This window comes from Streptomyces sp. SP18BB07, from assembly GCF_036322545.1.
Classification (GTDB): domain Bacteria; phylum Actinomycetota; class Actinomycetes; order Streptomycetales; family Streptomycetaceae; genus Streptomyces; species Streptomyces deccanensis.
This window is the reverse complement of record NZ_JAQYWT010000341.1, coordinates 150,048-173,484: the sequence shown is the minus strand read 5'-3', so window position 1 is coordinate 173,484 and position 23,437 is coordinate 150,048. Positions and strand designations below refer to the sequence as shown.

The following is a 23,437-nucleotide window of genomic DNA, read 5'->3' as shown; positions in this document are numbered from 1 at the left end:
GTCCGTGGGGAGCGCGTCGCCGTCGTACAGGGGTCACCGTTACCCGGTCGAGGTGATCTCCCACTGCGTGTGGCTGTACTTCCGCTTCCCGCTGTCGTTCCGCGAGGTCGAGGAGCTGATGCTCGAGCGCGGCGTGACCGTCTCCTACGAGACCATCCGCCGCTGGTGCGTGAAATTCGGGCAGCAGTACGCCAATTCGCTGCGCCGCCGCCGGCCCCGTCCAGGTGGCAAGTGGCATCTGGACGAGGTCTTCATCAAAATCAACGGGCGGTTCCAGTACCTGCGGCGGGCGGTCGACCAGGACGGCATGGTGCTGGACATCCTGGTGCAGAACCGGCGGGACAAGGCCGCGGCCAGACGCTTCTTCCGCAGGCTCCTGAAGAAGACGTGCACGGTGCCCAGGGTGATCATCACCGACAGGCTCCGCTCCTACGGCGCGGCCCACCGCGAGGTCATGCCCTCGGTCGAGCACCGCTCGCACAAGGGGCTGAACAACCGGGCGAAGAACCGCGTTCAGCGGCATCTCACCCCACTTCCGACCCCGCCGCCATCTGATGACTGCCCCCGACTACCGAGCCGAATTGACCATCCGCTTCGCCATCTGGGAGCAAGTCACAGGCACCGCCAGTCTGCCCACCACAGACTGAGCACAGGCCCCACCACGCCCCGACACACCGTCAGGCACCCACACACCCAACAACGTGACAGCGCCCGCCAGCGGAGTCCTTGGCCATCCGGTACGCGACCAGCTCGACCCGGGCAGCGAGGGGGAGCAGGGTTACGAGTGATCCGTGAGGTGCCTGGCTCGCGCACCGCTCTGCGAAGTCGATCGTCTTCATGAGCGTCCCGTGGCCGCGTGGGGTCAGGTGGCGCAGCAGCTGGTGGTAAGCGGCCCGGTTCCACGGATCGCGGTTGACCGCCTTGGTCCACACCGGGACGGCCGCGTGCGGCGGGGATCCGTAGACGTACATCAGCCACAGCACCGCCAGCCACGGGTTGAGATCCTCCGGGAGTTGGTCTTCTCCGGCACCTGGGCGACCCGCGCACATGCCCGTACGACCACCGGGGCATCGGGGTCTCCTGGGCACTCCTTGAACCATCGGTCGGTGACGACCGGCGGCAGAGCGTGTGCGAGCAGCGGTACACCGAAGAGTTCAAGCGAGACGCGATCGCGCCGTGTACTGCACGTGGCCCGCCCCTCCTACTACGCCTGGCGCGAGAGCGAGGCCGCCCGCCGGGCCCGCCAGGCGGGCGACGACGCACTCGCGCACGAGATCACCGTGCTGCCCGGCGCCGCAGTTCGGCATGGATTCGCGGGACACCGTAGTCGGCGCTGGTCAGCTCGCTGGGCTGCCCCTCGCTCTGGTCTGCCTTGGCCCGGCGGTACCAGCCGCACAGGTCCGCGAGAGCGTGTTGGTGGCGCTGCCTGGTCTCGATCGGGGTGAGATGGCCGAAGGTCCTGTGTTTGCGCAGGCGGCGGCGGTTATAGAAGGTCTCGATGAAGGTGAAGACCTCGGCGCGGGTGGTGGTCCGGTCGGGCCAGGTCCGGGTTCCGATCTCCTCCTTGCGCAGAGCCCAGAAGCTCTCCGCGGCGGCATTGATGCCCCTATGGATGTCAAGTGGCGTCTCGGGCTGGTTCCGTGGGGTGTGCCACGGTGTTTGCGGGGGCGATGTGCCGATAGATCTCTCGTGCGACATACCGTTTTTCAGGCAGCGGATGATCTCGCGTTTGGTCTTGCCCTCCGCGAGGCGTCGCCGCAGGTAGTCCTGGGAAGGGCCCGCCCAACGCAGGCGGCTGAGGACGATCCGGTAGAGGGCGGCTTTGGCCTGGCGGTCGCCGCCGCGGTTGAGTCTGCGGCGCTGGGCCTTGCCAGAGGATGCCTCGACCGGGCTGGTGCCACAAAGGGCGGCGAAGGATGCCTCGCTGTCGAGGCGTTCGGGGTTGTCACCGGCCGAGGTGAGCAGGGCTGCTGCGGTGTCCGGGCCGACGCCGTGGACGTCGAGCAGGCCGGAAGTTCTCGCTCGGATCGCTTCTGCTGTCCGCTTGTTGAGGTCGTTGATCTCCTCGGTCAGGTGCTGGATGCGGCGGGCCAGCAGTCTCAAGGTGTGCCGCGCGGCCCCTGCCGGCCCGGAGACTTCCGACTGCGCGAGCAGAGCGCACTGTTGGAACAGCTTCGGGTTGCTCAGCCCTGCCAGGGACTCGCGAAGTTCGGCATCTGCGCAGGCCAGGACGCTCTTGAGCTGGTTGATGGCCTGGGTCCTGGACTTGCTCGCGGACCCCTTCGCCAGCTTGAACAGTCGCAGCATCTCCACCGGGCCATCGCTCTCTTCGCTGCGGCGGTGGCGCGACCGGACAACACGGCGCGGGCGGCGGCTTCGGCATCGATGGCGTCGGTCTTGCCGTGGCGCCGTCGGGCGGCCTTGTCGGGCTGGTTGACCTCGGTCACCTCGATGCCCTCGGCCCGCAGGTGCCGCGTCAGGGCTGCGCCAGAGGATCCGGTGCACTCGACCCCGGCTCGTCGCAGCGTGCCGAACGAGTGGGCCCAGAACAGGAGTTGACGATACCCCTCGGCGGTCGCCGGGAAGCTTCGGCTGTCCAGAGCGGCGCCGAGCGTGGTGATGACGGCCGCGGCGTGGACGTGTGACGGTGCCTGTCGCGAAGGCCCTATCGGGACACATCCCCTGTCCGGCGGCAGCGAGTACCGCCCCAGGCAGTGGCCGACAGATCAACGCCAAGGCAAAAACGCCAGTCGAAGCACGGGTCAGGCCACCGCCCGAAGCGGCACCCGATCATCCTCACAGTCGAAGCATGATCCGGTGCGTCCGCAGCTCTGCCGCAGCCTCAACTTGCCTATCTGTTCACGGAGCTGGGTCGACGTGTACTCGCTGCCGCAGTCGCTGTGTATGACACAACCGGGCTCCAAATGCGCCCAACCGTGAGCCATGTCGAGGGCGTCGGTGACGAGTTCGGCGCGGTGGTGGTCGGCCATGGCCTAGCCGACGACCTCGCGGGTGGCCAGGTCGAGCCGGCAGGCGGGGTAGAGCCAACCCTCGGCGGTGGGCAGGCAGGTGATGTCGCCGACCAGCTTGATGCCGGGGCGCTCGGGGGGGGAATGGTGGACAGGCCAGTTCGCATGGGCTCGACTGTCACAGTTGCCGGCCACAGGCCCATCGGTTGAACTACGCAACGGATCTACGTACCGTCCGGTGCCCGGGACGCCGCGCCGCTGCGGGCCACCAGGGACGCCAGCGCGGCGCGGGAGGACACTCCCGTCTTGCGGTAGACCCGGGCTACGTGACTCTCGACGGTGCGTGGGCTGAGGTAGAGCCTGGTGGCGATCGTCTGGTTGGTGAGTCCTTCAGCGACCAGCCCGGCGACCTCCCGTTCGCGTGCGGTCAACGCCGTCAGGCCGCCGACCGGTTCGGACATGCGGGACGGGCCCCCGAGCACCGCCGGGCGCACCCGTTCGGCCAGGTCGGCCAGCAGCTGTGCGCCGCCTGCCGAGGCCAGGCGGGAGCCCCGGCGCCACATGACGGCCGCCCGGGAGCCGTCCCCGGCGGCTTTCATGAGCGGGGCGCCGAGGAGCAGGGACTGCGCCTCCCGGAGAACTGCTCCGGCCCCTGCGCTGTCTGCTGCGGCTTCGGCGAACATCCGGGCCGCCGCGGCCGTGTCACCGCGGTGCGCGGCGACTTGGGCGAGGCTGCGCAGGGCTGCTCCCCGCTGGGCCGGCAGACCGAGTTGTTCGGCTTCCTTGTGGGCGCGCTCGGCCCAGCGTTCGGCTTTTTCCACGTCGCCGGTGGCGACGGCGGCGGTGACGAGCAGTTCCAGATAAGTGGGGCGCACCGAGGGCTGCAGCCGCCGCAGACCGCTGCCACCACCGGCGCGCAGCAGGAGGTCCGGCACCCGGTGCGGATCGCCGGCGCTCAGCGCCGCGTAGGCGAGCATGCACCAGGCCAGCGACGCCCACCAGCTGTCGTTCGTACCGGCCGCTGCCACGGCTTCCTCGGCGCAGTCCAGCGGGCCGGGATCTCCCTGAGGACGGGCCTGTAGCAGGATCTGGGCTCTGAACGCCAGGGCGAAGGCCAGTAGTTCTCCACTGCCCAGTGCCCGCGCGATGGCCGCGGCCTCCTCGACCAGCTCCAACGCGGGCGTGATTCGACAGGCAGTGAGGTCGATATAGGCCTTGCACACCAGGATCTGCGGCAACAGGTAGAGCTGGCCGGTACGCCGGGCGATGTCCAGCCCCCGGTCGGCGTGCCGCGCGGCGTCGGCGTAGCTCTCCAGGAATGCCTCGGCCCAGCCGAGTACACACAGGGATTCGCACAGGGCGGCGAGATCGTTGTCGGTCAGCGCGTCCGCGAGCCTGGCGGCGGGTTCGGCGAACCTCCGGGCCGCGGCCACGTCGCCGTCGTACGCCTCGCCCATGGCGGCGAGCGACAGGGCGCGCATCTCACGGATCTCGTCACCGAGAGAGCGGGCCATGGTCAGAGCCTCGGCGACCTCCGACCTCATATCCGGAAAGCGGACAGCGGACATCAGCCCGCAGAAGCCCAGTTCGAGGCGGAGATCGATGGTCTGGGAACGCGGTCGTCCGGGCGACCGGGCCAGTTCGCGGCGCAGCATCGCCTCGCACTCCGCAAACCCGCCGAGATGACGTTCCACCAGGGAACAGTGGACGACCGCGGAGGTGCGGACAGCGTCGGCGTCGGCGTCCGTACCAGGCATGTCGATCACCTGGTGCAGCAGGTCCCGGCTCTCTTTGAGTCCGCCGCTCACGCCGAGCGCGCGGGCGCGCAGCAGCATCAGTCTGCGGCGCCTGGCGAGGTGTTCGGAGGTGTCCGGCAGAAGCCGCAGCACGACTTCCAGCCAGTGGGCGGAGGTGGCGGGTGCGGTCGCGGTCGTCTGCTCGGCGGCCTCGGTCAGTACCGTGGCCGCCTGCAGGTCCCAGCGGGTCAGCGATTGCTCGAGGTGGTGTGCCCGCTCGACGACGGACGCGCCGGCGCGGGCCAGTTCCGCTGCCGCCCGCCGATGGAGCTCCTCGCGCCGCCAGGGGGTGATGCTCTCGTGGACCAGGGTCCGGATCAGCGGGTGGCGGAGCGCAAGCCGTCGTCCTCCCTGGCCCGGCCGGACGAGGTCACGCCGCATCACCTGGTCCAGCGCCGGGATGACGTCGGTGACGTCGGAGTCGGTGAGGGCGCCGATCATGGCGGGAGTGGCGTGGTCGCCCAGGACCGCGGAGGCCTCGACGGTCAGGCGTTCCATCGGGCTCAGCGGTGACAACTCGGTGAGCAGCAGCGCTTCGAGGCCGGCGGGCAGACCGTCCGGGCCGCCGTACGAGGCGGGGGCCGGAGGCGTCGAGAAGGGCGTTCGGGGCAGCCGGGCCCCGCGATGGGCCTGGAGGAGAGCGAGGAAGTACAGAGGGTTGCCCTCGCTCGCCGCGTAGAGTTCGGCGGCCTGCGGCTGCGGCAGATCGTCGGCCAGTTCTTCCACGCAGTCGCGTTCGCCGAGCGGCCCCAGAGCGAGTCGCAGCACCGCCCCGGTGTCCACGCCGTCGGCCAGCGCGGTGGCGAGCGTTGCCGGTGCCTGACGGTCACGGCGTGAGACAACGAGCAGGAGTGGGGCCGGCACAGGGTGCCTGACGAGATGGCCGAGAAGCTCCAGCGACGCCGGGTCGGCCCAGTGCAGGTCGTCCAGTACCACCACCAGGCCGGCGCCGCCAATCCGGCCCAGTACGGCGGCGGTTGCCTGGTACAAGCCGAAACGGTCACCCGCACCCGCACCCGCACCCGCACCCGGCCCGCCCGGTCCTTCGATGTCGCCTCGCAGTACCGGGGGGAGTTCCGCCAACACGGGCAGGGCCCGCAGTGCTCGCGCGTCGAGGTCGGCGAACGCGTCGGCGAACGGCCGGAACGGGCTGTGTTGCTCGTACTCCGCGGCCCAACCACGCAGCACGGTCAGCCCTCGGCGGCGAGCCCGCGCGCACAACTCCGCCAACAGCCGGCTCTTGCCGATACCGGCCTCACCCGTGACATCGACAACCGCCGGACCGCCCACCCCGAGCCGCTCCAGCACCGAATCCAGCAGGGCGATCTCCACGGACCTGCTGACGAACGGCGCCATACCCGCACGCCGCCCCGGCCCGTCATACGCCTCAGCCACTACGATCCTTCCCCCCATTCGACGAACTCGGACCACGCGCCCAGGGTTCCCGACCGCCCCGGCAACCCCAGCGTGCGATGGGACGCTGACCTCCGGTTTCGGCCCATGGGACGTTTGTACAACATCGCTGTGACAACACTGTGACTCACGAAGCCAACATCCAGAGGGCGCACAGGTAACCGCCGCCTGCGGACGCAGCCCGATCCCGCGCAGGGGTGCTGCACCGGGCGCTGTCCCATGGCTGGCGACCTCAGGTCGCTGCCGCACCGGACACCACGTGGCCGCTGTCACCGCGTGAGGGCCGCCGGGGGAGTGTCGCCGATTGATTTACGTAACCGTGTTACGTAGTCCCACTGTTGTGCGCTCGTGTCCTCACAGCTTGACTCGCGGCACGCCGGAGGGGTTCTCGCCGGGCGCTCGTCGCACGCCGGCTTCGAGGCACATCCGTCTGAATGCCCGGCCCAACCGGGCGTTCCGCGCCTGAGGCTCCGCCGGACTGATTGTCGGTGGCTGCCGTTAACGTTCGCCGCATCGTCACAGCGAGACCGGGACTAACCGGCTCAACTGCGCTGATTTCTGGACGGCGGAGGGTGGGGACCAGTGAATTGGCTGTCGGCGGGCGACGGGTACGAAGTCGCTCTGGTGGAGGGTCGGGTGGCCGCGAGGGCCACCTCGGGGCGGGCGGCGGGGCGGCAGTTGAAGTCGCTGCCGAAGGCCGTGCGGGAGCATCCCGAGGCGGACCGGCTGTGGCGGTTCGGTGAGTGGCTGGAGCGGCACGCGGGGGCGTGTGTGGCGCAGGTGGACGCCTGGATGGTGTCGTTGCTGCCCGTCCCCACCGGGCTGCTGGCCCGTGTGTGGCCGGACGAGGCCTGGCAGTCGGCGCTGCGCGACCTGGCCGTGGTGGGGGACGACCCGGACGAGGTGGGCTTTCTGCGGGACGCGACGGACGCAGGTGAGCTGCGGGTGGTGAACCTGGACGGCGAGACGGTCCGGCTGTCGCCGCGGACGGTGACGCTGCCGCACCCGGTGCTGCTGCCCGACCTGGAGGATCTGCGGGAGTTCGCGGCCGGAGCTGGGCGTGACGCAGAAGGTGGAGCAGATCCACCGGGCCACCTGGCTCAAGCCGGACGGCCTCGCGGAGTCGGCCACCGAGATACGGGAGTTCGCGGGCGGGACGTACGACTCGCGGTTCGGGCTGGCCGCACGGGCCACCTCGCTGGGCTACCGGGTGTCGGGCGGCTACGCGAGCTGCCGGGTGCGGGACGTGGGGCGCAGCGTCGAGGCAGCGGTGTGGATCGGGGAGCCGTACTGGGATGGGGACACCGAGACCGGCGGCCTGACCTGGAGCGATGAGGACGGGCGCACGCTGCGGCCGGCCGGGGTGGGCCCGGTGGCCTGGTCCGAGGGGATGCGCATGGCCGCGGCGCTGTACGCCGGCCGCAAGGTCGAGGAGGGCAAGAACGCATGAGCGACACGGGGGCCATTGCGCAGACGGAGGCCGCCGAACTTCTGGCGGCCGGGGCGGTGTTGCCGCCGGGCACCGAGGGGGGCGGTGAGCGGGCGGTGCCGCTGACCGCGCGTGCGTACCGGCATCCGGGGCTGGATGGCCGGGTGGTGGTGCGGCTGGTCGCGGCCGAGCTGGGCGCGGCGGAGGACTTGGCCGCCGGTTTCCTCGGCCTGGCGCCGGAGGGCGAGCCGGCCGAGGTGGGTCTCGGACTGCGGCAGTCGCTGGGCTTTCCGGAGTGGGTGCTGGTCCACCATCCGGCGGACGGCCACCACGCGCTGGGCGTCGTACCGGAACTGGACCGAGCGGCCCGGCAGGCCAAGTCCAGGCCGAAGGCCGCGCTGGACGCCTATCAGCAACTCGCGGGGCAACTGGCCGCCGCCGTACCGCACTTCCTGCCGACCTTCTACGAGCAGGCCGGGCGGGTGTTCCTCGGCGTGGAGAACGCCACGTACGCGGCGCAGATGTTCACCCGGGCCCTAGGTCCGAGGCCGAGCATGGGCTGACAGCCGACGAGGACCGGCTGGACGCGGTGTTCCTGGAGTTCGCGCTGGCCGGGGCCCTGCCGGTGAAGGTGCTGTCGGGGTCCGCCAAAGAGCTGGCCGCGCGGGTGCCGGCGCAGGAGGCGTTCCGCCGGTTCCGGCGGCTGTGCGTGCGGCGTACGGCGGGCTGGCGCCGTCCGCTCAGATGGCGGCCGACCTGCGCAAGCTGGCCAAGGCCGTCGGTTTGGACCCGGTGATGGAGGAGGGCGCGTATCTGGCCGAACTGCTGGGGCTGCCCGGCGACGGCGGCCTGCGCGTCCACGGAGTCTGCCGCGAACCGGTGATCAGTGCCACGGGTTACGCCGGCGTGGTCACCCACTTCGTCTCCGACGACGGCCGCTGGTTCACCGTCGCCGACGTCAAGCCCGGCGGCCCCGGCCGCGCCCGAGGAGCCGCCACGGCCCCCGTAGCCCTCGGACCGGCCGCGCTCGACCACGCCCAACTCGCGCGCGGCGGCCTGCTGATCACTGGGGCCACCGTCTCCCCGGACGGCCGCCTCGGCTCCGGCCGCGGCGGCCGCGCCACCTCCGTCACGGGCCTGACCTGGTCGTCGGACCCGCTGGCCGCTCTGTTCTCCCGTCCCCTGGCCGACACCGTCGCCGAGCGGCTCTTCACGGCCTCCGGCCGGACCGACCGAACCGACCCGGGAACTGATCGACTGCGACCTGATGATCGTCGGTGCCGCAGACGACCATCTGCTCACCCGTGAACTGCGCCCCCTGCACATGTCCACCGCTGCCGAGCCCTCGCAGAACGCAACACCGACCGGATCGGCACCGGACACGCCGACAGGAGTGCTGGTCCGGCTCGCTCCGGCCCACGGCCACCCCGACCTCGCCCACACGGCCAACCTCCGTCAGCTCGCCTCCCGACCCGGCCTCCGAGTGCGGGTGGTCGGCCGGCTCGACCCCGACCGGGCCGCCACCCTGCGCCCGCTCGCGGTGGGCCCGGTACCGGGTGCCGAGGCCCTCGACACTTCGCCTGCCCGCGCAGTGGCTGGGCCGCGCGGACCTCGGCTATGACCGCCTGCGGGGCTCCCATCCTCCGCCGCACCACGTCTGTCCTCCCAGGCAAGCACTCACACAGCCGCCGCCCGCCCCCCTGACCGACTCGCCACTGTGGCGAGTGCGGCGCCTGGTCGAACTGGCTGTCGCCGGTGGCCGCCGTGCAGTCGCCGAGCCCGCCCGCAGCGGCGATCCCCGCAGTGACGGAGCCTCACTGCGCCGTACGGGATTCCTGGCGGCCGCGGATCTGGCCGCGGCAACTCACCGCAGAGGCCGACCGCCGCACCCGCGACGCCTTCGGCCGCCTCAGCGAAGCCGACCCCGAGCGCTATGCGTCGGCATGGCTCGCCACGGCCGTCCACCTCGCGAGCACCGAACGGGCCCTGGTCCAGGCCACCTGGCAGGCGGCCTGTCGCACCGGTGAAATCACGTGATCCCGGCAGTCCCGGTCGTCCCGTCGTGCATCTCGGACCGGGCATGCAGGGCGGCGAGGGCGGCCCGCGAGGTGACGCCGGCCTTACGGTAGATGCGGCCGAGATGAGTCTCGACGGTACGGGGGCTCAGGTAGAGCCGGGCGGCGATGGCGGAGGAGGTCAGGCCTTCGGCCACCAGGGCGGCGATCTCACGTTCACGTGGGGAAAGCGACAGGGGCACGGCGGCAGGCTCTTCCCCGGCCCCGGGCGCGCCGGACACGGCGGGGCGGATCGCGTCCCCCAGGCCGGTCAGCAGACGGGCACCGCCGGTCACGGCGAGGCCCCGGGCTCGTTCCCACATGGCGCGGGCACGGTCCGGGTGACCGGCGGCAGCGGTCACGGGGGCGCCGACCAACAGGCTGAACGCCTCCCACAGGACCGCTCCCCCACGGGCCGCAAGGGCGGCGGCTTCCTCGAACAGCTCGGCTGCCGCTGCCGTGTCGCCGTCGCCGAGCAGACAGTGGGCGGTGCTGCGTAGCGCCGAGGCACGCTGCGACGACAGGCCCAGCTGCTCCGCCTCCTTACGGGCCCGCTCCGCCCAGGTTCCGGCGGAGTCCGCGTCACCGGTGGCGACGGCGGAGATGACGAGGCCCTCCAGCATGAGCGGGCGCATGGACGGCTGGAGCGCGTTCTGGTCGTCTCCTCCTCCGCGGAGGAGGGCGGTCCGGGCGCGCTGGGGGTCACCGGCATGGAGCGCGGCTTGGCCGAGCAGGCACCATGCGATGGACGCCCACCAGTCGGTGCCCGTACCCGCCGCCGCGACCGCTTCCTCCGCCACCTCCAGTGCGGTCCGGTCATCCGGCGGGAGGGCGTAGGCCAGGGCGTAGGCCTTGTTGGCCAGGACGAAGGCCAGCAGTTCGTCGCTGCCGATGCCGCGGGCGATGGTCTCGGCCTCGTCGGCGAGTTCCACGGCCGAGTCGAGCCGGAGGGTCTGGATGTGGACGTGTGCCTTGCACAGCAGCAGGTGCGGCAGGACGTAGAGCCTGCCGCCGCGGCGGGCGACGGCCAGGCCGCGGTCGGCGTGCCGTTCGGCATCGGCGTAGTGTTCCAGGAACGCCTCCGCCCAGCCAAGGCGGGCCAGCGGCTCGCACAGGCCCGCGAGGTCGTGATCGGTGAGTGCGTCGACGAGCGCCGTCGCTCGGTCGGTGGCCGTTCGGGCCGGGAGCATCTCACCCTCGTACGTCTCCCCGAGGGCCGCGATCGCCAACGCGCTGGCCTCGGCGACCTCGTCGCCCAGCGACCGGGCCAGGTCGAGGGTGCGGGCCACATCCGCACGTACCTGGGGGTACGGGGTGGCATGCGGCGCGGACGAGCCCAGTTCCAGGCCGAGTTCCAGGGCATCGGCGGGGGGCGGGCCCGGCGTACGGGAGAGTTCGCGGCGGAGCAGGGTGACCGCCTCGGCGTAGCGGCCGAGGTGGCGCTCCATCACCGCGCACAGCGCCACGGCGGAAGCCCGCACCCCCGGCGCCCCTGCCTCGCCCGGCGGCGACATCGCGATCACCTCGTGCAGCAGGTCCCGGCTCTCCCGCAGCCCCCCGCACACGCCCAGCGCACGCGCCCGCCGCAACATCAGATCTCGGCGCAACGCAGCGTACGGCGGTGTGTCCGGAAGATGCCTCAGCGCCACTTCCAGCCAGTGGGCGCTGCTCGCGGGCGCGGTGGCGGCGGACCGCTCGGCCGCTTCGGCCAGTACGGCTACCGCCTCCGGGTCCCAGCCGGTCAGCGACCGCTCGACGTGGTGGGCGCGCGCGGCGGCGGGAGCGCCCGCGTCGGCCAGTCCGGCCGCGGCGAGGCGGTGCATACGGACCCGCGACCGGGGGGCGGTGTTCTCGTGGACGAGGGTCCGTAGTACCGGATGGCGCAGCGTCCACCGACCGCCGGGCCCCGGATGCAGCAGATCACGGCCGGCCAGCGCGCCCAGGTCCGCATGGAGCGCGGCCTCGTCCCGGCCGGTGACCACGGCCAGCAGCGCGGCGGTTCCCTGGTCGCCGAGGACAGCCACCGCCTCGGCGGTGCGGCGCTGCGTGGCGGTCAGGGGCGTCAGTTCGTCCAACAGGAGGGAGCCGAGCCCGGCGGACCGCGGTGGTGAGCCGTGCCCCCAGAACTCTCCGGCCTGTCCGGCCTGAAGGAGGGCAAGGAAGTACAGCGGATTGCCGTCGCTGGCGGCGTACAGCTCAGCCGCCCGACCGGGCGGCAGATCGGGGGCCAGCCCCGGGGCCAGGACCTCGACACACGCACGCTCGGCGAGCGGTCCGAGGTCCAGCCGGAGCACCGTACCCAGGTCGATGCCCTGCGTGAGTACGGCGGCGAACGAGGCCGCAGTCTGGCGGTCGCGACGCGCCACGACGATCACGACGGGGGCATGCGGGGGATGGCGGACGAGATGACCGAGGAGTTCCAGGGACGCCGGGTCCCCCCAGTGCAGGTCGTCCAGCGCCACGACGAGGCCGTGGCCGAACCCGGGGCCGGCGATCAGTTCCAGCGACTTTGCCACGGACCGGTACAGCCCGAACCGGTCACCGCGCCCGCCCCCGGCGGCGCCCGGATCCGTCAGGTCCCCGTAGTGGTCTGCGAGGGCCTCGCTGAACGGCTGGTACGGGATGTGCTGTTCGTACTCGGTGGCCCGCCCGCGCAGCACCGTCATCCCCCGGACCTGCGCCCGCCGGCAGAACTCGGCCATGAGCCGGCTCTTCCCGATGCCCGCAGCCCCGGCGAGGTCAACCACGGCCGGACCGCCGTCCCCACCGAGTGTCCGGTCGAGCACCTCGTCCAGGCGCTCCAGTTCGGCCGTCCGGCTCACCAGCGGAGTCACATCCACACCTGTTCTCCCCGGCCCCGCGGCCGTCGGGGACTCTGCACACAGTGATCTTACGTAGACGATGTACATCGGAACTGCCCACTTCGCACGGGAGTTGACGGCTGGCGCGTGAGCGGGCTTCGTCGTACGGAGCGTCGAGCGGGTTCTCGGTCTGGGCGAGGCGGGCTGCCGGTCCCCCTGCAAACATTTTGCACAACTCCCGTCCCGACTCGGCCCGGTGTTGCGAACGGCTGGTGCCGCGGCAGGAGAGCTGCGACACCAGCCGCTTCAGGTCCAGCGCTTGGGGCCCTGCCCCTCGCCTACGCCGAGGAGATCACGCGCTTGGTGGTCAGCCGCTGCCGCAGCACCGCGATGCCCACCACCCCGAGGGCGACCACCGTGGACAGCACCACCTGGTCCCGGCCGCCACCGGACGCGGTATCGGTGAGCATGTAGCCGAGGACGAACACGATCAGCGCGATGGTCGCCCAGGTGAGGTACGGGAAGAGCCACATCCGCACGACCAGTTTCTCCGGTGACTCGGCCTGGATGATCCGGCGCATCCGCAACTGCGAGAAGCAGATCACCAGCCACACGAACAGCGCGATCGCACCGGAGGAGTTGAGCAAAAACAGGAAGACCGTGTCCGGGTAGGCGTAGTTGAAGTAGACCGCCACGAAGCCGAAGACCACCGACGCCAGGATCGCCGTCTGCGGTACACCCTGGCGGGCCGTACGGCCGAAGGCGGCGGGGGCGTCGCCGCGGCGGCCGAGGGAGAAGGCCATGCGGGAGGCGGTGTAGAGGCCGGAGTTGAGGCAGGACAGCACGGAGGTGAGCACGATGAAGTTCATGACCTGCCCGGCGTGCGCGATACCCAGGGAGTCCAGAGCGGCGACATACGAGCCGTCCTTGGTGATGGCCGGGGAGTTCCAGGGCAGCAGGGTCAGCACGATGAAGATCGAGCCGAGGTAGAACACGCCGATCCGCCAGATGACGCTGTTGGTGGCCTTGGTGACCGCTCGCTGAGGGTCCTCGGACTCCCCGGCCGCCAGGGTGACGATCTCGCTGCCCATGAAGGAGAAGACCACCATCAGCACGCCGGTGAGGATTTCGCCGGGTCCGTTGGGCAGGAAGCCGCCATGCGCGGTGAGGTTGGACAGCCCCGCGGTGTCGCTGTGCGTGCCAGGCAGGATCCCGAAGACCGCCAGGAGGCCGACCCCGATGAACGCGACGATCGCGACGACCTTGATCCCGGCGAACCAGAACTCGAACTCGCCGTAGGAGCTGACCGAGACCAGGTTGGTGGCGGTGAGGACGACCATGACGATCAGGGCCCAGCCCCACTGCGGGACCGCCGGTATCCAGCCGGCCAGGATCTTCGCCCCGGCGGTCGCCTCGACGGCGAGCACCACGACCCAGAAGAACCAGTACAGCCAGCCGATGGAGAATCCGGCCCACCGGCCCATCGCGCGGTCGGCGTAGGCGGAGAACGAGCCGGAGGTGGGGTTGGCCGCGGCCATCTCGCCGAGCATGCGCATCACGAGGACGACCAGGACACCGACGAGGGCGTACGAGATCAGGATGCCGGGGCCTGCGGCGGCGATGCCGGAGCCGGAGCCGACGAACAGGCCGGCGCCGATGACACCGCCGATCGCGATCATCGACAGGTGACGGTTCTTGAGTCCGGCCTGGAGGCCGGAATCGGGCTCTGTGGGAGGGCTTTTGGGGACAGTTGTGGTCATCTCGACATCCATGGAGGGAGTGCGGACCAGGGCCCCTGGAAATTAGTTCAGTACGATCTAAAAGAACAAGGCTTGTTTAACTGTTCACCTTGCTCTATTTTTCGTGCAGCGCGCACGGCGTCTTCCGTCCCCCGTGGCTGCCACCGTGTCGTCCCGTGTCGTCCCCGTGTTCCGGTCCCCTGGGGAGCCCCCATGCACCACACCGCGGCATGGTCGCGAGAACCCTCCGTGCGGATGCCGTCGCCGTGGGCCCTGCCCGCGCTCGACAGGCCGTTAGGGTGGCGTCGTGGTGAATGCAGCGGGCAAGTTCGGTCCCTACAACCAGCCGGTGCCCGCGCGGTCCGCGCCGGTCGGCGGGGCATGGGACACCCGCGTCCTGGCCGGCCGGGGCCCCACGGGAGCGGAGCTCGTCCGGTCCAGGATCGCCCTGCGGGTGCGTCTGAGGTCCGTGGCGCCGGGAGACCGGCTGCCGGACGCGGGCGTCCTCGCCGAGGAACTGGGGATCAGTGAGATCACCGTGCGCCGCGCGCTGGAGGCCATGTGCCAGGACGGCCTGCTCGACCGCCGCCGTGGCCGGGCGGGCGGGACCTTCGTCGCCGCCGACTGGGACGCGGTCGTCGCCGTGCTGCACGACGCCGACGCGGCGGCCGGGCTGGACTCCTTCCATCTGCTGCTCGAATGCGGTCTCGTGGCACAGAGCACGGGCGAGGTCCCGGACGGGCGGCTCGACGGACTGCGGGCACTGGTCGAGGAGATGGACCTGGTCGAGGATCCGGCCCGGCTCCTGGAACTGGAGACCCGCTTCCACCTCGACCTCGCGGAGGCCCTCGGCGGCGCCGGGATCCGCGAGTTCGCCGCCGACCTGCTCGGCCGACAGTGCCTGCTGGGGCCCGCTCCGGACCCCGCGGTCGTACGAGCCCGCAACCGCTGCCACGCCGACCTGCTCGACGAACTCACCCGCGGCGCGATGGACCCGGCGGTACACGCGGTGAAGGCGCACCGGCGCGCCGGCCTGAACTGATCCCCTCTCCCCCTTCCTCTCCCTTCCCTGTGTTGCCACCCCACAGAAGGAGCTGTCGCCATGCCGGACCCCGGAGCAGCTGTCGACCCGTCGTCGACGTCGGGCCCCGCCGGCGGCACGCCCCAGCGGCTGCGCGGCGGTGTCCTCGGCATGGCGGACATCGCCGCCGCCACGATGGCCAACGTCGGCCCGGCGATGAGCTTCTTCTTCGGCTTCGCCTTCTTGGCCACCACCGCGGGGGTCGCCTCCCCGCTGACCATCGTGACGGCGGGGGTGGCGGTCGCGCTGCTCGGCAACACGCTGGCCGAGTTCTCCCGGGCGCACCCCTCGGCGGGCAGCTTCATCACCTTCGTCGGCAAGACCTTCGGGCCGGTCAGCGCGGTGACCACGGCCCTGCTGGCCGGACTCGGCTACATCATCGCGATGGCCTCGGTGATCGCGATCTCGGGCGGCTTCGTGCAGATCACCCTGCACCACTACACGGGCGTGGACCTGCCGTGGATCATCTGGACGCTGCTGCTGACCGGACTGTCGGTGCTGCTGATGCTGCGCGGGATCGTGGTCTCCACCAAGTGGGCCGGCTACTTCTTCGGCGTGGAGATGCTGGTGCTCGTCGTGGTGTCGGTCGCGACGATCGTCGAGCACCGCGGCGACCTCTCCGCCGCCCCGTTCCTGCCCGGCCACCTCACCCACGGACTCAAGGGGCTGGCGGCCGGCTTCCCGCTGGCGGTGTACCTGTTCATCGGCTGGGAGAACTCGGCCGCACTCGCCGAGGAGACGGAGAACCCCCGGCGCAACGTCGGCCGTGCTGTGTTCTCGTCGGTCGCGATCATGACAGTCAGCTACATCCTCTTCTCCTACGCCACGGTCACCGGCTTCGGCTACGACGTGGACCGGCTCGGCGCCTCCCGGATCCCCTTCATCGACGTCGCCCACCACACGCTCGGCGCGCTGGCGCTCCTCGCCTACGTGGGCGGCCTGACCTCCACCCTCGGCGTACTGATCGCGGGGATCAACTCCCAGGCCCGCCTGGTGTTCAACGCCGGACGCGAGGGACTGCTGCCGTCCTTCTTCGGCTACGTCCACCCCACCCGTCGTACGCCGACCAACGCGATCGTCACCTTCACCGCCACCGCGCTGCTGATCATCGGAGGCTGGGGCCTGGGGCACCTGCTCGGGTCCGAAGGCGGCTCGATGAACCCCGTGGTCTTCTTCACCGAGTCCTCGAGCCTCGGCGCCATCCTGATCCTGCTGGTCTACCTCGCGTCCAACATCGCCTTGCCGCTGTACTACCGCAGATACCGCCCGCAGGAGTTCCGGACCGTCCGGCACCTCGTGCTGCCCGCGATCGGCGCCCTCGCCATCCTGGTTCCGCTCTACTACCTCGCCAAGCCCGGCCAGCCCGCCCCGTACAGCTGGTTCCCGTACGCGGCCCTGGCCACCCTGCTCGCAGCCGTCGGCTACGCGGCCCTCCTGGTCCGCCGCGACCCGACCCTGGCCGAACGCGTCGGCTCGGTCGTCGCCGACGCGGACTGAAGCCGCGGTTTCGGCCCCCATGGCACCGCACCGCAGCACGCCGCACCGTTCCCGAGAGCCGCCCGCAGGCTGAGGGACTCGGCATGACCAGGGGTTGTGCAAAACGTTTTGGATCCTTGGCGTCCGGTTCGGACGATCCGCATGATGCGCCGACTGGTCGTGACGTCCTGCTCGGTGCTTCTGGTGCCCGAGCGGGGCGCCTGTCGAGTGGAGACCGACCAGGACATCCTGGTCGAGGACGGTGTGATCGCCTGGCTGGGCCCGGCGGGCTCCGGGCCGGAGGCAGCCGGGGCGGAGCCCGTGGACGGCAGGGGGCTGCTCGCCGTACCCGGGCTGGTGAACGCCCATACGCACGGACCGATGATGGTGATGCGCGGCGCCGCCGAGGACGTGAGTGTCGAGGCGTGGTTCAACGAGCGGGTGTGGCCCATGGAGGTCAACCTCACCCCCGCCGACATCGGCCTCGGCGCGGAGCAGGCCTGTGCGGAGATGCTGCTCAGCGGGGTCACCGCGTTCGCCGACCGCTACTTCCACGCCGAGCGGATCGCCGAAGCCGTCGTACGGACGGGAATCCGGGCCGACGTCGCGCCGACCTACTTCAGTAGTCAGGGCCGCGCGGCCCTCGAGGAGAGCGCCGGGACCGCCGCCGCCCTGCACGGCACGGGCGACGGGCGGGTCACCGCGTCGCTGGGCCCGTACGCGCCGTACACCGTCGAGGACGCGGACCTCGTGCGGGTCGCGGAGCTGGCCCGGGACCTGGGCCTGCGGATCCACCTCCACGCAGCCGAGCACCTGGAGCAGACCCAGTCGAGCCTCGCGCGGCGTGGCATCACGCCGATCACGGTGCTGGAGCGGACCGGTGTGCTGGATATGGCCTGAGCTTAACGAGCGTTTGGTCCTGCGGATGGTGTCTGGTTCGCAGATCAGGCATCTCGCCAGGGGGTCGCCCTAGCTGGGCGGCCACCGGAGAGCGTGCCCACCGAACGACATCAGCGGCGAGCCGGGCCCGCGCACCCCGTCCTCGTACCGCCAGTAGCTCAGGCCGAAGGTCCCGGCAAGGAACCCGGCGAGGAAGCCCAGCGCCAGCGGGCCCACCGGGTTGGGGGCCCCCTCCTCGACCACTTGCCCGCCGACCGCGAAGATCGCCACCCCGAACCCGAGCGCCGCCGCTACCCCGGCCAGGCCGAGCACCAGCCACGCCCACCGGCGGCTCCTGGTCGCCGCGACGCTGAGCACCTTGAACTTCAGCGGCTTCTGGCAGCTCCCGCATTCCAGTGCCTCCACCCGCCGGCCCTTCTCCGGCCGTTCGATGTCGATCGGATAGAGAGCAAATCGGCGGGCGATATGGCTGCTGTGGATGTCCTTGGACACCATGTGCGCATATCTCAGACCTGGATACGGCCCCAATTCCCGCTTACTCATAGCAGCCTCCTAATGTCAGATACCTGTCGGATCGTCAAGAAAATCGATCATCTTTCCACCACCGGCTATTCCGTGAACGCACGGCCCCGTCGGTCGCCAGGTCCCCACATGCTCAATCTCCGTGACTCGGGGAGCGCAGGACGTCGTCCACGTCGAAGCTGAACGTCGGCGTCGGGTACAGCGGGTCGGGCACACCCGTGGTGTCGGGCACGTCGTACGGGTCGGCGGTGGGCTTGCCCTCGGGGCTGCAGACGTGCGGCGCTGCTGGAGGCGACAGCTCGTACTCGGCCACCCGCTCGGTCCTGAATTCCACGTCCCCGCCGGCGATGTTGAGGCCCCCGGACCCGGTGCTGATCTGCTCGGGCAGTTCCTTGCTCTTGAGGGGCCTGCCGACGTACACCGCGGCCAGGGCCCCCACGCAGACGCTGCGGTCGCCGGCGTAGAGCCTCTCCGGCGGTTTCACGAGGTGCTCCTTGCGTCCGTCGACGCGCAGCTCGGTCCGCTTCACGGAGTCCATGTCGAAGTAGTAGTCCGGCGGGGCCCCCGTGGCGCTGGTCGTGTACTCTCCGGCGCCCGCCGAGCCGTAGGTGAGCTTCCAGAACTCCACCCGAACGGTGACCGTTTCGCACCGCGGGCCGGAGTAGCCCTCCACGCTCTCGTCGATCGTGACCGGGTCCTTGGAGGTGTCGACGCCTGCGGCGGGGACATCGGCTCCTATTCGCACCCAGCGCACAACCTGTTCCGTCGTCCACTCCCCGTTGGGGTGGCAGCCCTTGGCGTTGGTCGGGTAGGGCGGGGAGGGCGTTGCCGACGGGGTGGTCGGGGCAGCGGTGGCAGTGCCGGTCATGGAGGGCGTGGCGGCCGATGTGCCGGTGCCGTCTCCGTCGCCCGAGCAGCCGGCCGTCAGCAGCGCGACGGCCGCCAGCAAGGCGGTGACCGGAGCGGCGGCATACCGAGCCGGCCGGTTACGTCCCGTCGGGGTGACGGCGCGGACCAGCCACCGTACCCGGTCTCCTGCAGACTCCAGCAACGTCATTATCCCGACCTGTGTTCAGTGGCTCTACCGGTCGCGCACGGTTCATCCTCGATCAAGACCCTTCCCTAAGCGGACGCTGAAGAAATCAGTAGAACTACGCAATCGGCTACGTATGTCCGCCGGCCGCGGAGTTGCCGCAGTGGCATCCTCTCCACGGTTCAAGCTTTGTGACTCGGGAGCTGTCACGCGCGATGACGGGAGCGCGGCGTTCGTAGCAGCGGGCGAGGCGCTGGAAGGCGTTCTGTCGGGCGTCGGTTCGTTCGACGTGCCAGCGTCGGCTCGCCTGGATCGGCGCCTTCTCACCCTTGTGGGCGATCCGTGGGACGGAGAGGTCTAGGTCGAGGATGTCGGCGAGGCGGGCTTGGGTGGTGGTGAGGTCGGTAAGCATCCGTCGGGCCTGGGGGCGGCCTCGGTCGGCATTGGCGGATCTCAACGTGCTGGCCTACGCGTTGGTCAAGGCCGCCCTGATGGACGAGGCCGTTGTCGTGTTGCGCGCCACGGCAGGCATGGCGACGCCTTGGCCATGGAACGCGGAGGGAGACCCCTTGGAGCGCTTTTCGTACTGGCACGGCGCGATCTCACGGTTCCGGCCCGCGACCAGCCGACGATGACCGCAGATACCAGCCTTGCCCTGTCACTCACACCGGGCCGGAGGTTGTTACGCGTGAAAGCAAAGTCAACTGTTCAGAAGCAGAAGCCGTTGTCCTACTGAACTTTACGCTCTCCTTCCTGAAGGAAGGAGGTTCTTCCGGCTCGCGCCGTGAGACTTCCCGCTTCGTCGCCGACAGCCCGCCCAGAGTTCTCCGTTGAGGTCTTGGTACTCCAGCAGCGGTTCGCTATCTGGACTGGTCAGAGGCGTCGTCCGGAGTGTCGTTGACTGATGGTGAGGTGATCCCCGTGATGTGGACACACCTGACAATGGATCTTGTTGATCCTGGAAGGTGTAGATCTCTGTGGCACGGCCCTCGACCACTTCGCCCTGTGCGGCGGCCTGTTCGGCGGCGAACTGCTCGGGCGTGAGCTCGGCGGCCGGGGGAAGGGGGCGGTGGGGTCGTCTTCTTGGCCCCGCCCAGGGTGCGACCGCCCGCGCGGCGGGCAGGAGGCTTCGACCTTTCGTTCTTCTCGCTCATGCCTCGGTCAGCTCCTTCATCAGATTGGCGTACTCGCTCAGTTCGGTCGGGATCTCTCCGAAGGCCTCCAGGTAGTGCACCCAGGAGTGGATGGTGGTCTCGGCGAGCGGGAACGGTTCGTCGCGGTCCGGGCCGATGCCCTCGCCCTCGGCGGGCTCCACCAGCTGCTCCTTCGCCTGGCTGGGCAGGCTGGTTCGGTCATCGGCCTTCACCGTGACCACATGGGCGGTGACGCCCTGCTCGTTGCGGGCGGCGGCGCGCTCGGCCTCGTCGAAGGTGGCCACGAGCTTGCGGCGCTCGATCTTGGTGGGGGCGACCGGTACGAGTAGCAGGTTCGCCTCGGTAACAGCCTCGTGGAAGATCCGGGCGCTGCCGCCCCGCCGGCGTCGACCACGATCGCGCCGAACTCGGCGCGCTTGGCGCGGACGCACTCGGCGATGTCGTCGAACGGGTACCACTCGACCACCAGGTTCTCGGGGATTTCGAAGTCCTCGGCCTGGGCGACCTTGAACCAGTCCCAGGCGGACTTGCTGGTGGCGTCGGTGTCCAGCAGCAGCGTCGGCAGTCCCAGGACGACCGCGTAGTAGAGGGCGATGAACCAGGCGGAGGTGGTCTTGCCGGTGCCCCCTTGAGCATGCCGATAACGATGACGAAGGCGTCCCAGGCGCGGGCTGTGGCCGCTGCCAGGTTCTGTGACGGTGCCCTTGCCGAATACCTCATCCACGCAGGTGGGATCGAGTTTGGGCGTTGGTCGAGGCCGAACGAGTCGCCGGTATCGCGCGGCGCCGGTTGGCGCGGCATGATGATCGGTCGTGCTGCTGAGACTGGCGTACCTGGGTGTGACGAACGCGTTCGCGATGCTGCGACTGCTGCCGATGAGCGACCGGGAGAAAGATGTCGAGATCCTCGCTCTGCGCCACCAGATCGGCGTTCTGGAAAGGCAGCTGAACGGGCAGCAGGTCCGGTTCCACGCGAGCGACCGGGCGTTTTTGGCGTCGCTCCTTCATGGCCTGCCACGGGAAGTGCTGCGCCTGGCCAGGGAAATCCAAGTTGGGGCTATCGGCGCCTGCACGGTGAGCTGCTCGTACTCGGGGTGAAGGTGGCAGCATTCACGGTCTGGGAAATCTTGAAGCAGGCCGACGTCGACCCGGCGCCCGAGCGGGCCTCCAGCACTTGGGTGGACTTCCTGCCCTCCCAGGCCGACGCGCTCCTGGCGTGCGATTTCTTCGAGACCGTCACTCTGTCCGGGGCCCGCTTGTACGTGTTCGCCGTGATCGAGCACGCGAGCCGCCGGATCCGGATCCTGGGCGCGACCGCGCACCCGACCGCGTCCTGGGTGGTCCAGGCTGCGAAGAATCTCGTCATGGACCTCGAGGACGCCGGCTACCGGGCTCGCTCTGGAACCAGCGCCATCTCCTGCGCGCCCTGCGCGAGTTCGAGACGTTTTATAACGAGCACCGCCCGCACCAGGGTCTTGCGAATGCCGGCCCTCTCCACTCGCTGCCCGCTCCGATCGAGGACCCGGACCGGATCGCCCATCTGGACATACGACGGCGAGCGCGACTCGGCGGCTCCCTCCACGAGTATCAACATGCCGCCTGACCAGGCTGGAGAAGGTATTCGGCAAGCGCAAGGACGTGGAAGCGCGCCTCGACCGGCTCATCCTCACGGCCGCCGCCGCGCTGGATGACCTCACCGGCGATGCCTGGGACACGGTGGACGAGCGGCTGCGTTTCCTCGTGGAGAGGGTCGTGGCCTAGGCGGGGCATGATCCTCAGCTGAGCCGCACCCTCGGTACGGAAGGGCCCGCACGGCTTGCTGTGCGGGCCCTTCCGTGTCATCCCTTGCTTTGCGGACGCATACGTCCTCGTGGGGCGTATCCCGCCTCCCCGGTGGGAGATGAGTGGGAGACAAGTGGGAGATGATCATGGCGTAGTGCTGCAATCAGGCGCTAGAAAATGCTAGATAGCGCTACCTGTGCGGCCCTGGTTCAGCCCCCCGACTCACCCGCGTGCGGGCTCAGCACACCCATGCTGACCAGGACGACGATGACGATGCCGAGGGCGATGCGGTACCAGACGAACGGCATGAAGCTCTTGGTGGAGATGAACTTCATGAACCAGGCGATGACCGCGTAGCCGACGAAGAAGGCGATGACCGTGGCGAAGATCGTCGGGCCCCAGGAGACGTGGCCGCCCTCCATCGCGTCCTTGAGCTCGTAGCCGCCCGAGGCGATCACGGCCGGGATGGCGAGGAGGAAGGAGTAACGGGCGGCGGCCTCGCGCTTGTAACCCATGAGCAGGCCACCGCTGATGGTGGCGCCCGAGCGGGAGACACCGGGGATGAGGGCCATGGCCTGGCAGAGGCCGAAGATCAGGCCGTCCTTGACGCTGAGCTGTTCGAGGCTCTTGCGCTCCTTCGCGGCACGGTGCTTGCCGCCGGTCTCGTCGCGCGCGGCGAGACGGTCCGCCACGCCCAGGACGATGCCCATGACGATCAGCATCGTGGCCGTGAGGCGCAGATCACGGAACGGCCCCTCGATCTGGTCCTTGAGGGTCACGCCGAGGACGCCGATCGGGATGGAGCCGACGATCACCAGCCAGCCCATCTGGGCGTCGTGGTCGGCGCGCATCTCCTTGTTGAACAGGGAACGCGACCACGCCGAGATGATGTTGGCGATGTCCTTGCGGAAGTAGATCAGCACGGCGGCCTCGGTGCCGATCTGCGTGATCGCGGTGAAGGCCGCGCCCGGGTCCTCCCAGCCGGAGAAGGCCGCGGTCAGGCGCAGGTGCGCGCTGGAGGAGACGGGGAGGAATTCGGTCAGCCCCTGGACGAGTCCGAGGATGAGGGATTCAAACCAAGACATGAAGTTACGTGGTCCAAGCGCTGATCGTGGAGGGCCGACGGAAGACGTGCCGCGCCGCGGGGCGGGTGATCACAGGTGCTGGGGGCAGCCTAGCGCCCCCTGGGGACAGGGCTGTCACAGGGGTTTCGCAGGACCGGGCGGGGCCCGTGCGGCGGGTGTGCGGGGGACGGGTGGAGCGCGGGTGTCCCGAGGCGTGGAACGGCC

Annotated in this window: 18 protein-coding genes and 6 pseudogenes; 10 read left to right on the top strand and 14 right to left on the bottom strand. The window is 70.2% G+C overall.

The window, feature by feature from the left end:
- Positions 1-4 precede the first annotated feature (4 nt).
- Positions 5-647: pseudogene (locus PUR53_RS31030) on the top strand (IS6 family transposase).
- A gap of 30 nt (positions 648-677) precedes the next feature.
- Here the strand turns inward: PUR53_RS31030 and PUR53_RS31025 are convergent.
- The 6 genes and pseudogenes from PUR53_RS31025 to PUR53_RS31005 form a co-directional block, all read right to left on the bottom strand.
- Positions 678-1,049, bottom strand: a complete 372-nt coding sequence (locus PUR53_RS31025) for a hypothetical protein (RefSeq protein ID WP_329901327.1) — start codon at positions 1,047-1,049, stop codon at positions 678-680.
- A 226-nt stretch (positions 1,050-1,275) separates the two neighbouring features.
- Positions 1,276-1,698 carry a hypothetical protein gene (locus PUR53_RS48355; RefSeq protein ID WP_443078307.1) on the bottom strand — a complete coding sequence of 141 codons (423 nt, stop codon included), beginning with the start codon at positions 1,696-1,698 and terminating at the stop codon, positions 1,276-1,278.
- Positions 1,616-2,696 (bottom strand): annotated as a pseudogene (locus PUR53_RS48350) (IS110 family transposase). The gene PUR53_RS48355 and the pseudogene PUR53_RS48350 overlap by 83 nt, the downstream one beginning before the upstream one ends.
- A gap of 66 nt (positions 2,697-2,762) precedes the next feature.
- Positions 2,763-2,990, bottom strand: a complete 228-nt coding sequence (locus tag PUR53_RS48345; protein WP_443080379.1) for a DDE-type integrase/transposase/recombinase — start codon at positions 2,988-2,990, stop codon at positions 2,763-2,765.
- A gap of 3 nt (positions 2,991-2,993) precedes the next feature.
- The gene (locus tag PUR53_RS31010; protein ID WP_329901330.1) at positions 2,994-3,164 is read right to left on the bottom strand and encodes a hypothetical protein; all 171 of its coding nucleotides are present in this window, start codon (positions 3,162-3,164) and stop codon (positions 2,994-2,996) included.
- A gap of 29 nt (positions 3,165-3,193) precedes the next feature.
- On the bottom strand, positions 3,194-6,160 hold the full coding sequence (locus tag PUR53_RS31005; RefSeq protein WP_329910374.1) for a helix-turn-helix transcriptional regulator: 2,967 nt from the start codon (positions 6,158-6,160) through the stop codon (positions 3,194-3,196).
- A gap of 600 nt (positions 6,161-6,760) precedes the next feature.
- Between PUR53_RS31005 and PUR53_RS31000 the strand changes: the two are divergent.
- From PUR53_RS31000 to PUR53_RS48330, 4 genes and pseudogenes are all read left to right on the top strand, one after another.
- A pseudogene (locus PUR53_RS31000) lies at positions 6,761-7,628 on the top strand (DUF4132 domain-containing protein).
- Positions 7,625-8,444 (top strand): annotated as a pseudogene (locus PUR53_RS48340) (DNA-binding protein); the annotation flags it as partial. The pseudogenes PUR53_RS31000 and PUR53_RS48340, both read left to right, overlap by 4 nt.
- 430 nt (positions 8,445-8,874) lie before the next feature.
- A complete protein-coding gene (locus PUR53_RS48335) occupies positions 8,875-9,228 on the top strand; it encodes a hypothetical protein (protein WP_329901332.1) in 354 nt (117 codons plus the stop codon).
- Positions 9,229-9,410: 182 nt separating this feature from the next.
- Positions 9,411-9,644 (top strand): hypothetical protein, encoded by a 234-nt coding sequence (locus PUR53_RS48330; RefSeq protein WP_329901333.1) that lies wholly within the window; start codon positions 9,411-9,413, stop codon positions 9,642-9,644.
- Here PUR53_RS48330 and PUR53_RS30990 read toward each other — a convergent pair.
- Positions 9,637-12,495, bottom strand: a complete 2,859-nt coding sequence (locus PUR53_RS30990) for an ATP-binding protein (protein WP_329910391.1) — start codon at positions 12,493-12,495, stop codon at positions 9,637-9,639. The two genes, PUR53_RS48330 and PUR53_RS30990, sit on opposite strands and share 8 nt — an antisense overlap.
- 305 nt (positions 12,496-12,800) lie before the next feature.
- On the bottom strand, positions 12,801-14,222 hold the full coding sequence (locus tag PUR53_RS30985; RefSeq protein ID WP_329910373.1) for an amino acid permease: 1,422 nt from the start codon (positions 14,220-14,222) through the stop codon (positions 12,801-12,803).
- A gap of 286 nt (positions 14,223-14,508) precedes the next feature.
- Between PUR53_RS30985 and PUR53_RS30980 the strand changes: the two genes are divergently transcribed.
- From PUR53_RS30980 to PUR53_RS30970, 3 genes are all read left to right on the top strand, one after another.
- Positions 14,509-15,243: a FadR/GntR family transcriptional regulator gene (locus PUR53_RS30980; protein WP_329910372.1), complete on the top strand. Its 735-nt coding sequence runs from the start codon at positions 14,509-14,511 to the stop codon at positions 15,241-15,243.
- Positions 15,244-15,303: 60 nt separating this feature from the next.
- Positions 15,304-16,779, top strand: coding sequence for an APC family permease (locus PUR53_RS30975; RefSeq protein WP_329901336.1), 1,476 nt, complete (start codon positions 15,304-15,306; stop codon positions 16,777-16,779).
- A 141-nt stretch (positions 16,780-16,920) separates the two neighbouring features.
- On the top strand, positions 16,921-17,658 hold the full coding sequence (locus tag PUR53_RS30970) for an amidohydrolase family protein (RefSeq protein ID WP_329901337.1): 738 nt from the start codon (positions 16,921-16,923) through the stop codon (positions 17,656-17,658).
- Positions 17,659-17,727: 69 nt separating this feature from the next.
- On the opposite strand, the gene PUR53_RS30965 is transcribed toward PUR53_RS30970, so the two are convergent.
- The 5 genes and pseudogenes from PUR53_RS30965 to PUR53_RS30945 form a co-directional block, all read right to left on the bottom strand.
- Complete coding sequence (locus tag PUR53_RS30965; protein ID WP_329901338.1) at positions 17,728-18,201, bottom strand: hypothetical protein; 474 nt, start codon at positions 18,199-18,201, stop codon at positions 17,728-17,730.
- A gap of 112 nt (positions 18,202-18,313) precedes the next feature.
- Positions 18,314-19,237, bottom strand: coding sequence for a hypothetical protein (locus PUR53_RS30960; RefSeq protein WP_329910371.1), 924 nt, complete (start codon positions 19,235-19,237; stop codon positions 18,314-18,316).
- A gap of 190 nt (positions 19,238-19,427) precedes the next feature.
- Positions 19,428-19,556: pseudogene (locus tag PUR53_RS30955) on the bottom strand (IS5/IS1182 family transposase); the annotation flags it as partial.
- 807 nt (positions 19,557-20,363) lie between these two features.
- Entirely contained in the window at positions 20,364-20,579 is a 216-nt protein-coding gene (locus tag PUR53_RS30950) for a hypothetical protein (RefSeq protein ID WP_329910370.1), read from the bottom strand.
- Positions 20,576-21,091 carry a hypothetical protein gene (locus PUR53_RS30945; protein WP_329910369.1) on the bottom strand — a complete coding sequence of 172 codons (516 nt, stop codon included), beginning with the start codon at positions 21,089-21,091 and terminating at the stop codon, positions 20,576-20,578. Before PUR53_RS30945 ends, PUR53_RS30950 begins: the two co-directional genes overlap by 4 nt.
- A gap of 88 nt (positions 21,092-21,179) precedes the next feature.
- On the opposite strand from PUR53_RS30945, the pseudogene PUR53_RS48325 reads away from it, so the two are divergent.
- Both PUR53_RS48325 and PUR53_RS30935 read left to right on the top strand, forming a co-directional pair.
- Positions 21,180-21,969, top strand: a pseudogene (locus tag PUR53_RS48325) (integrase core domain-containing protein).
- Positions 21,970-22,004: 35 nt separating this feature from the next.
- A complete protein-coding gene (locus PUR53_RS30935; RefSeq protein ID WP_329901348.1) occupies positions 22,005-22,127 on the top strand; it encodes a hypothetical protein in 123 nt (40 codons plus the stop codon).
- Positions 22,128-22,357: 230 nt separating this feature from the next.
- Here the strand turns inward: PUR53_RS30935 and PUR53_RS30930 are convergent, their stop codons facing one another.
- Positions 22,358-23,233, bottom strand: coding sequence for an undecaprenyl-diphosphate phosphatase (locus tag PUR53_RS30930; protein WP_329910368.1), 876 nt, complete (start codon positions 23,231-23,233; stop codon positions 22,358-22,360).
- Positions 23,234-23,437: the final 204 nt, after the last annotated feature.

Bases quoted from the DNA above. Each gene is read 5' to 3' on its own strand.
- PUR53_RS30985 (WP_329910373.1), bottom strand. From the start codon at position 14,222: ATGACCACAACTGTCCCCAAAAGCCCTCCCACAGAGCCCGATTCCGGC.
- PUR53_RS31025 (WP_329901327.1), bottom strand. From the start codon at position 1,049: ATGTGCGCGGGTCGCCCAGGTGCCGGAGAAGACCAACTCCCGGAGGAT.
- PUR53_RS48355 (WP_443078307.1), bottom strand. From the start codon at position 1,698: ATGTCGCACGAGAGATCTATCGGCACATCGCCCCCGCAAACACCGTGG.
- PUR53_RS48345 (WP_443080379.1), bottom strand. From the start codon at position 2,990: ATGGCCGACCACCACCGCGCCGAACTCGTCACCGACGCCCTCGACATG.
- PUR53_RS48335 (WP_329901332.1), top strand. From the start codon at position 8,875: ATGATCGTCGGTGCCGCAGACGACCATCTGCTCACCCGTGAACTGCGC.
- PUR53_RS30960 (WP_329910371.1), bottom strand. From the start codon at position 19,237: ATGACGTTGCTGGAGTCTGCAGGAGACCGGGTACGGTGGCTGGTCCGC.
- PUR53_RS30965 (WP_329901338.1), bottom strand. From the start codon at position 18,201: ATGAGTAAGCGGGAATTGGGGCCGTATCCAGGTCTGAGATATGCGCAC.
- PUR53_RS30970 (WP_329901337.1), top strand. From the start codon at position 16,921: ATGATGCGCCGACTGGTCGTGACGTCCTGCTCGGTGCTTCTGGTGCCC.
- PUR53_RS30975 (WP_329901336.1), top strand. From the start codon at position 15,304: ATGCCGGACCCCGGAGCAGCTGTCGACCCGTCGTCGACGTCGGGCCCC.
- PUR53_RS30930 (WP_329910368.1), bottom strand. From the start codon at position 23,233: ATGTCTTGGTTTGAATCCCTCATCCTCGGACTCGTCCAGGGGCTGACC.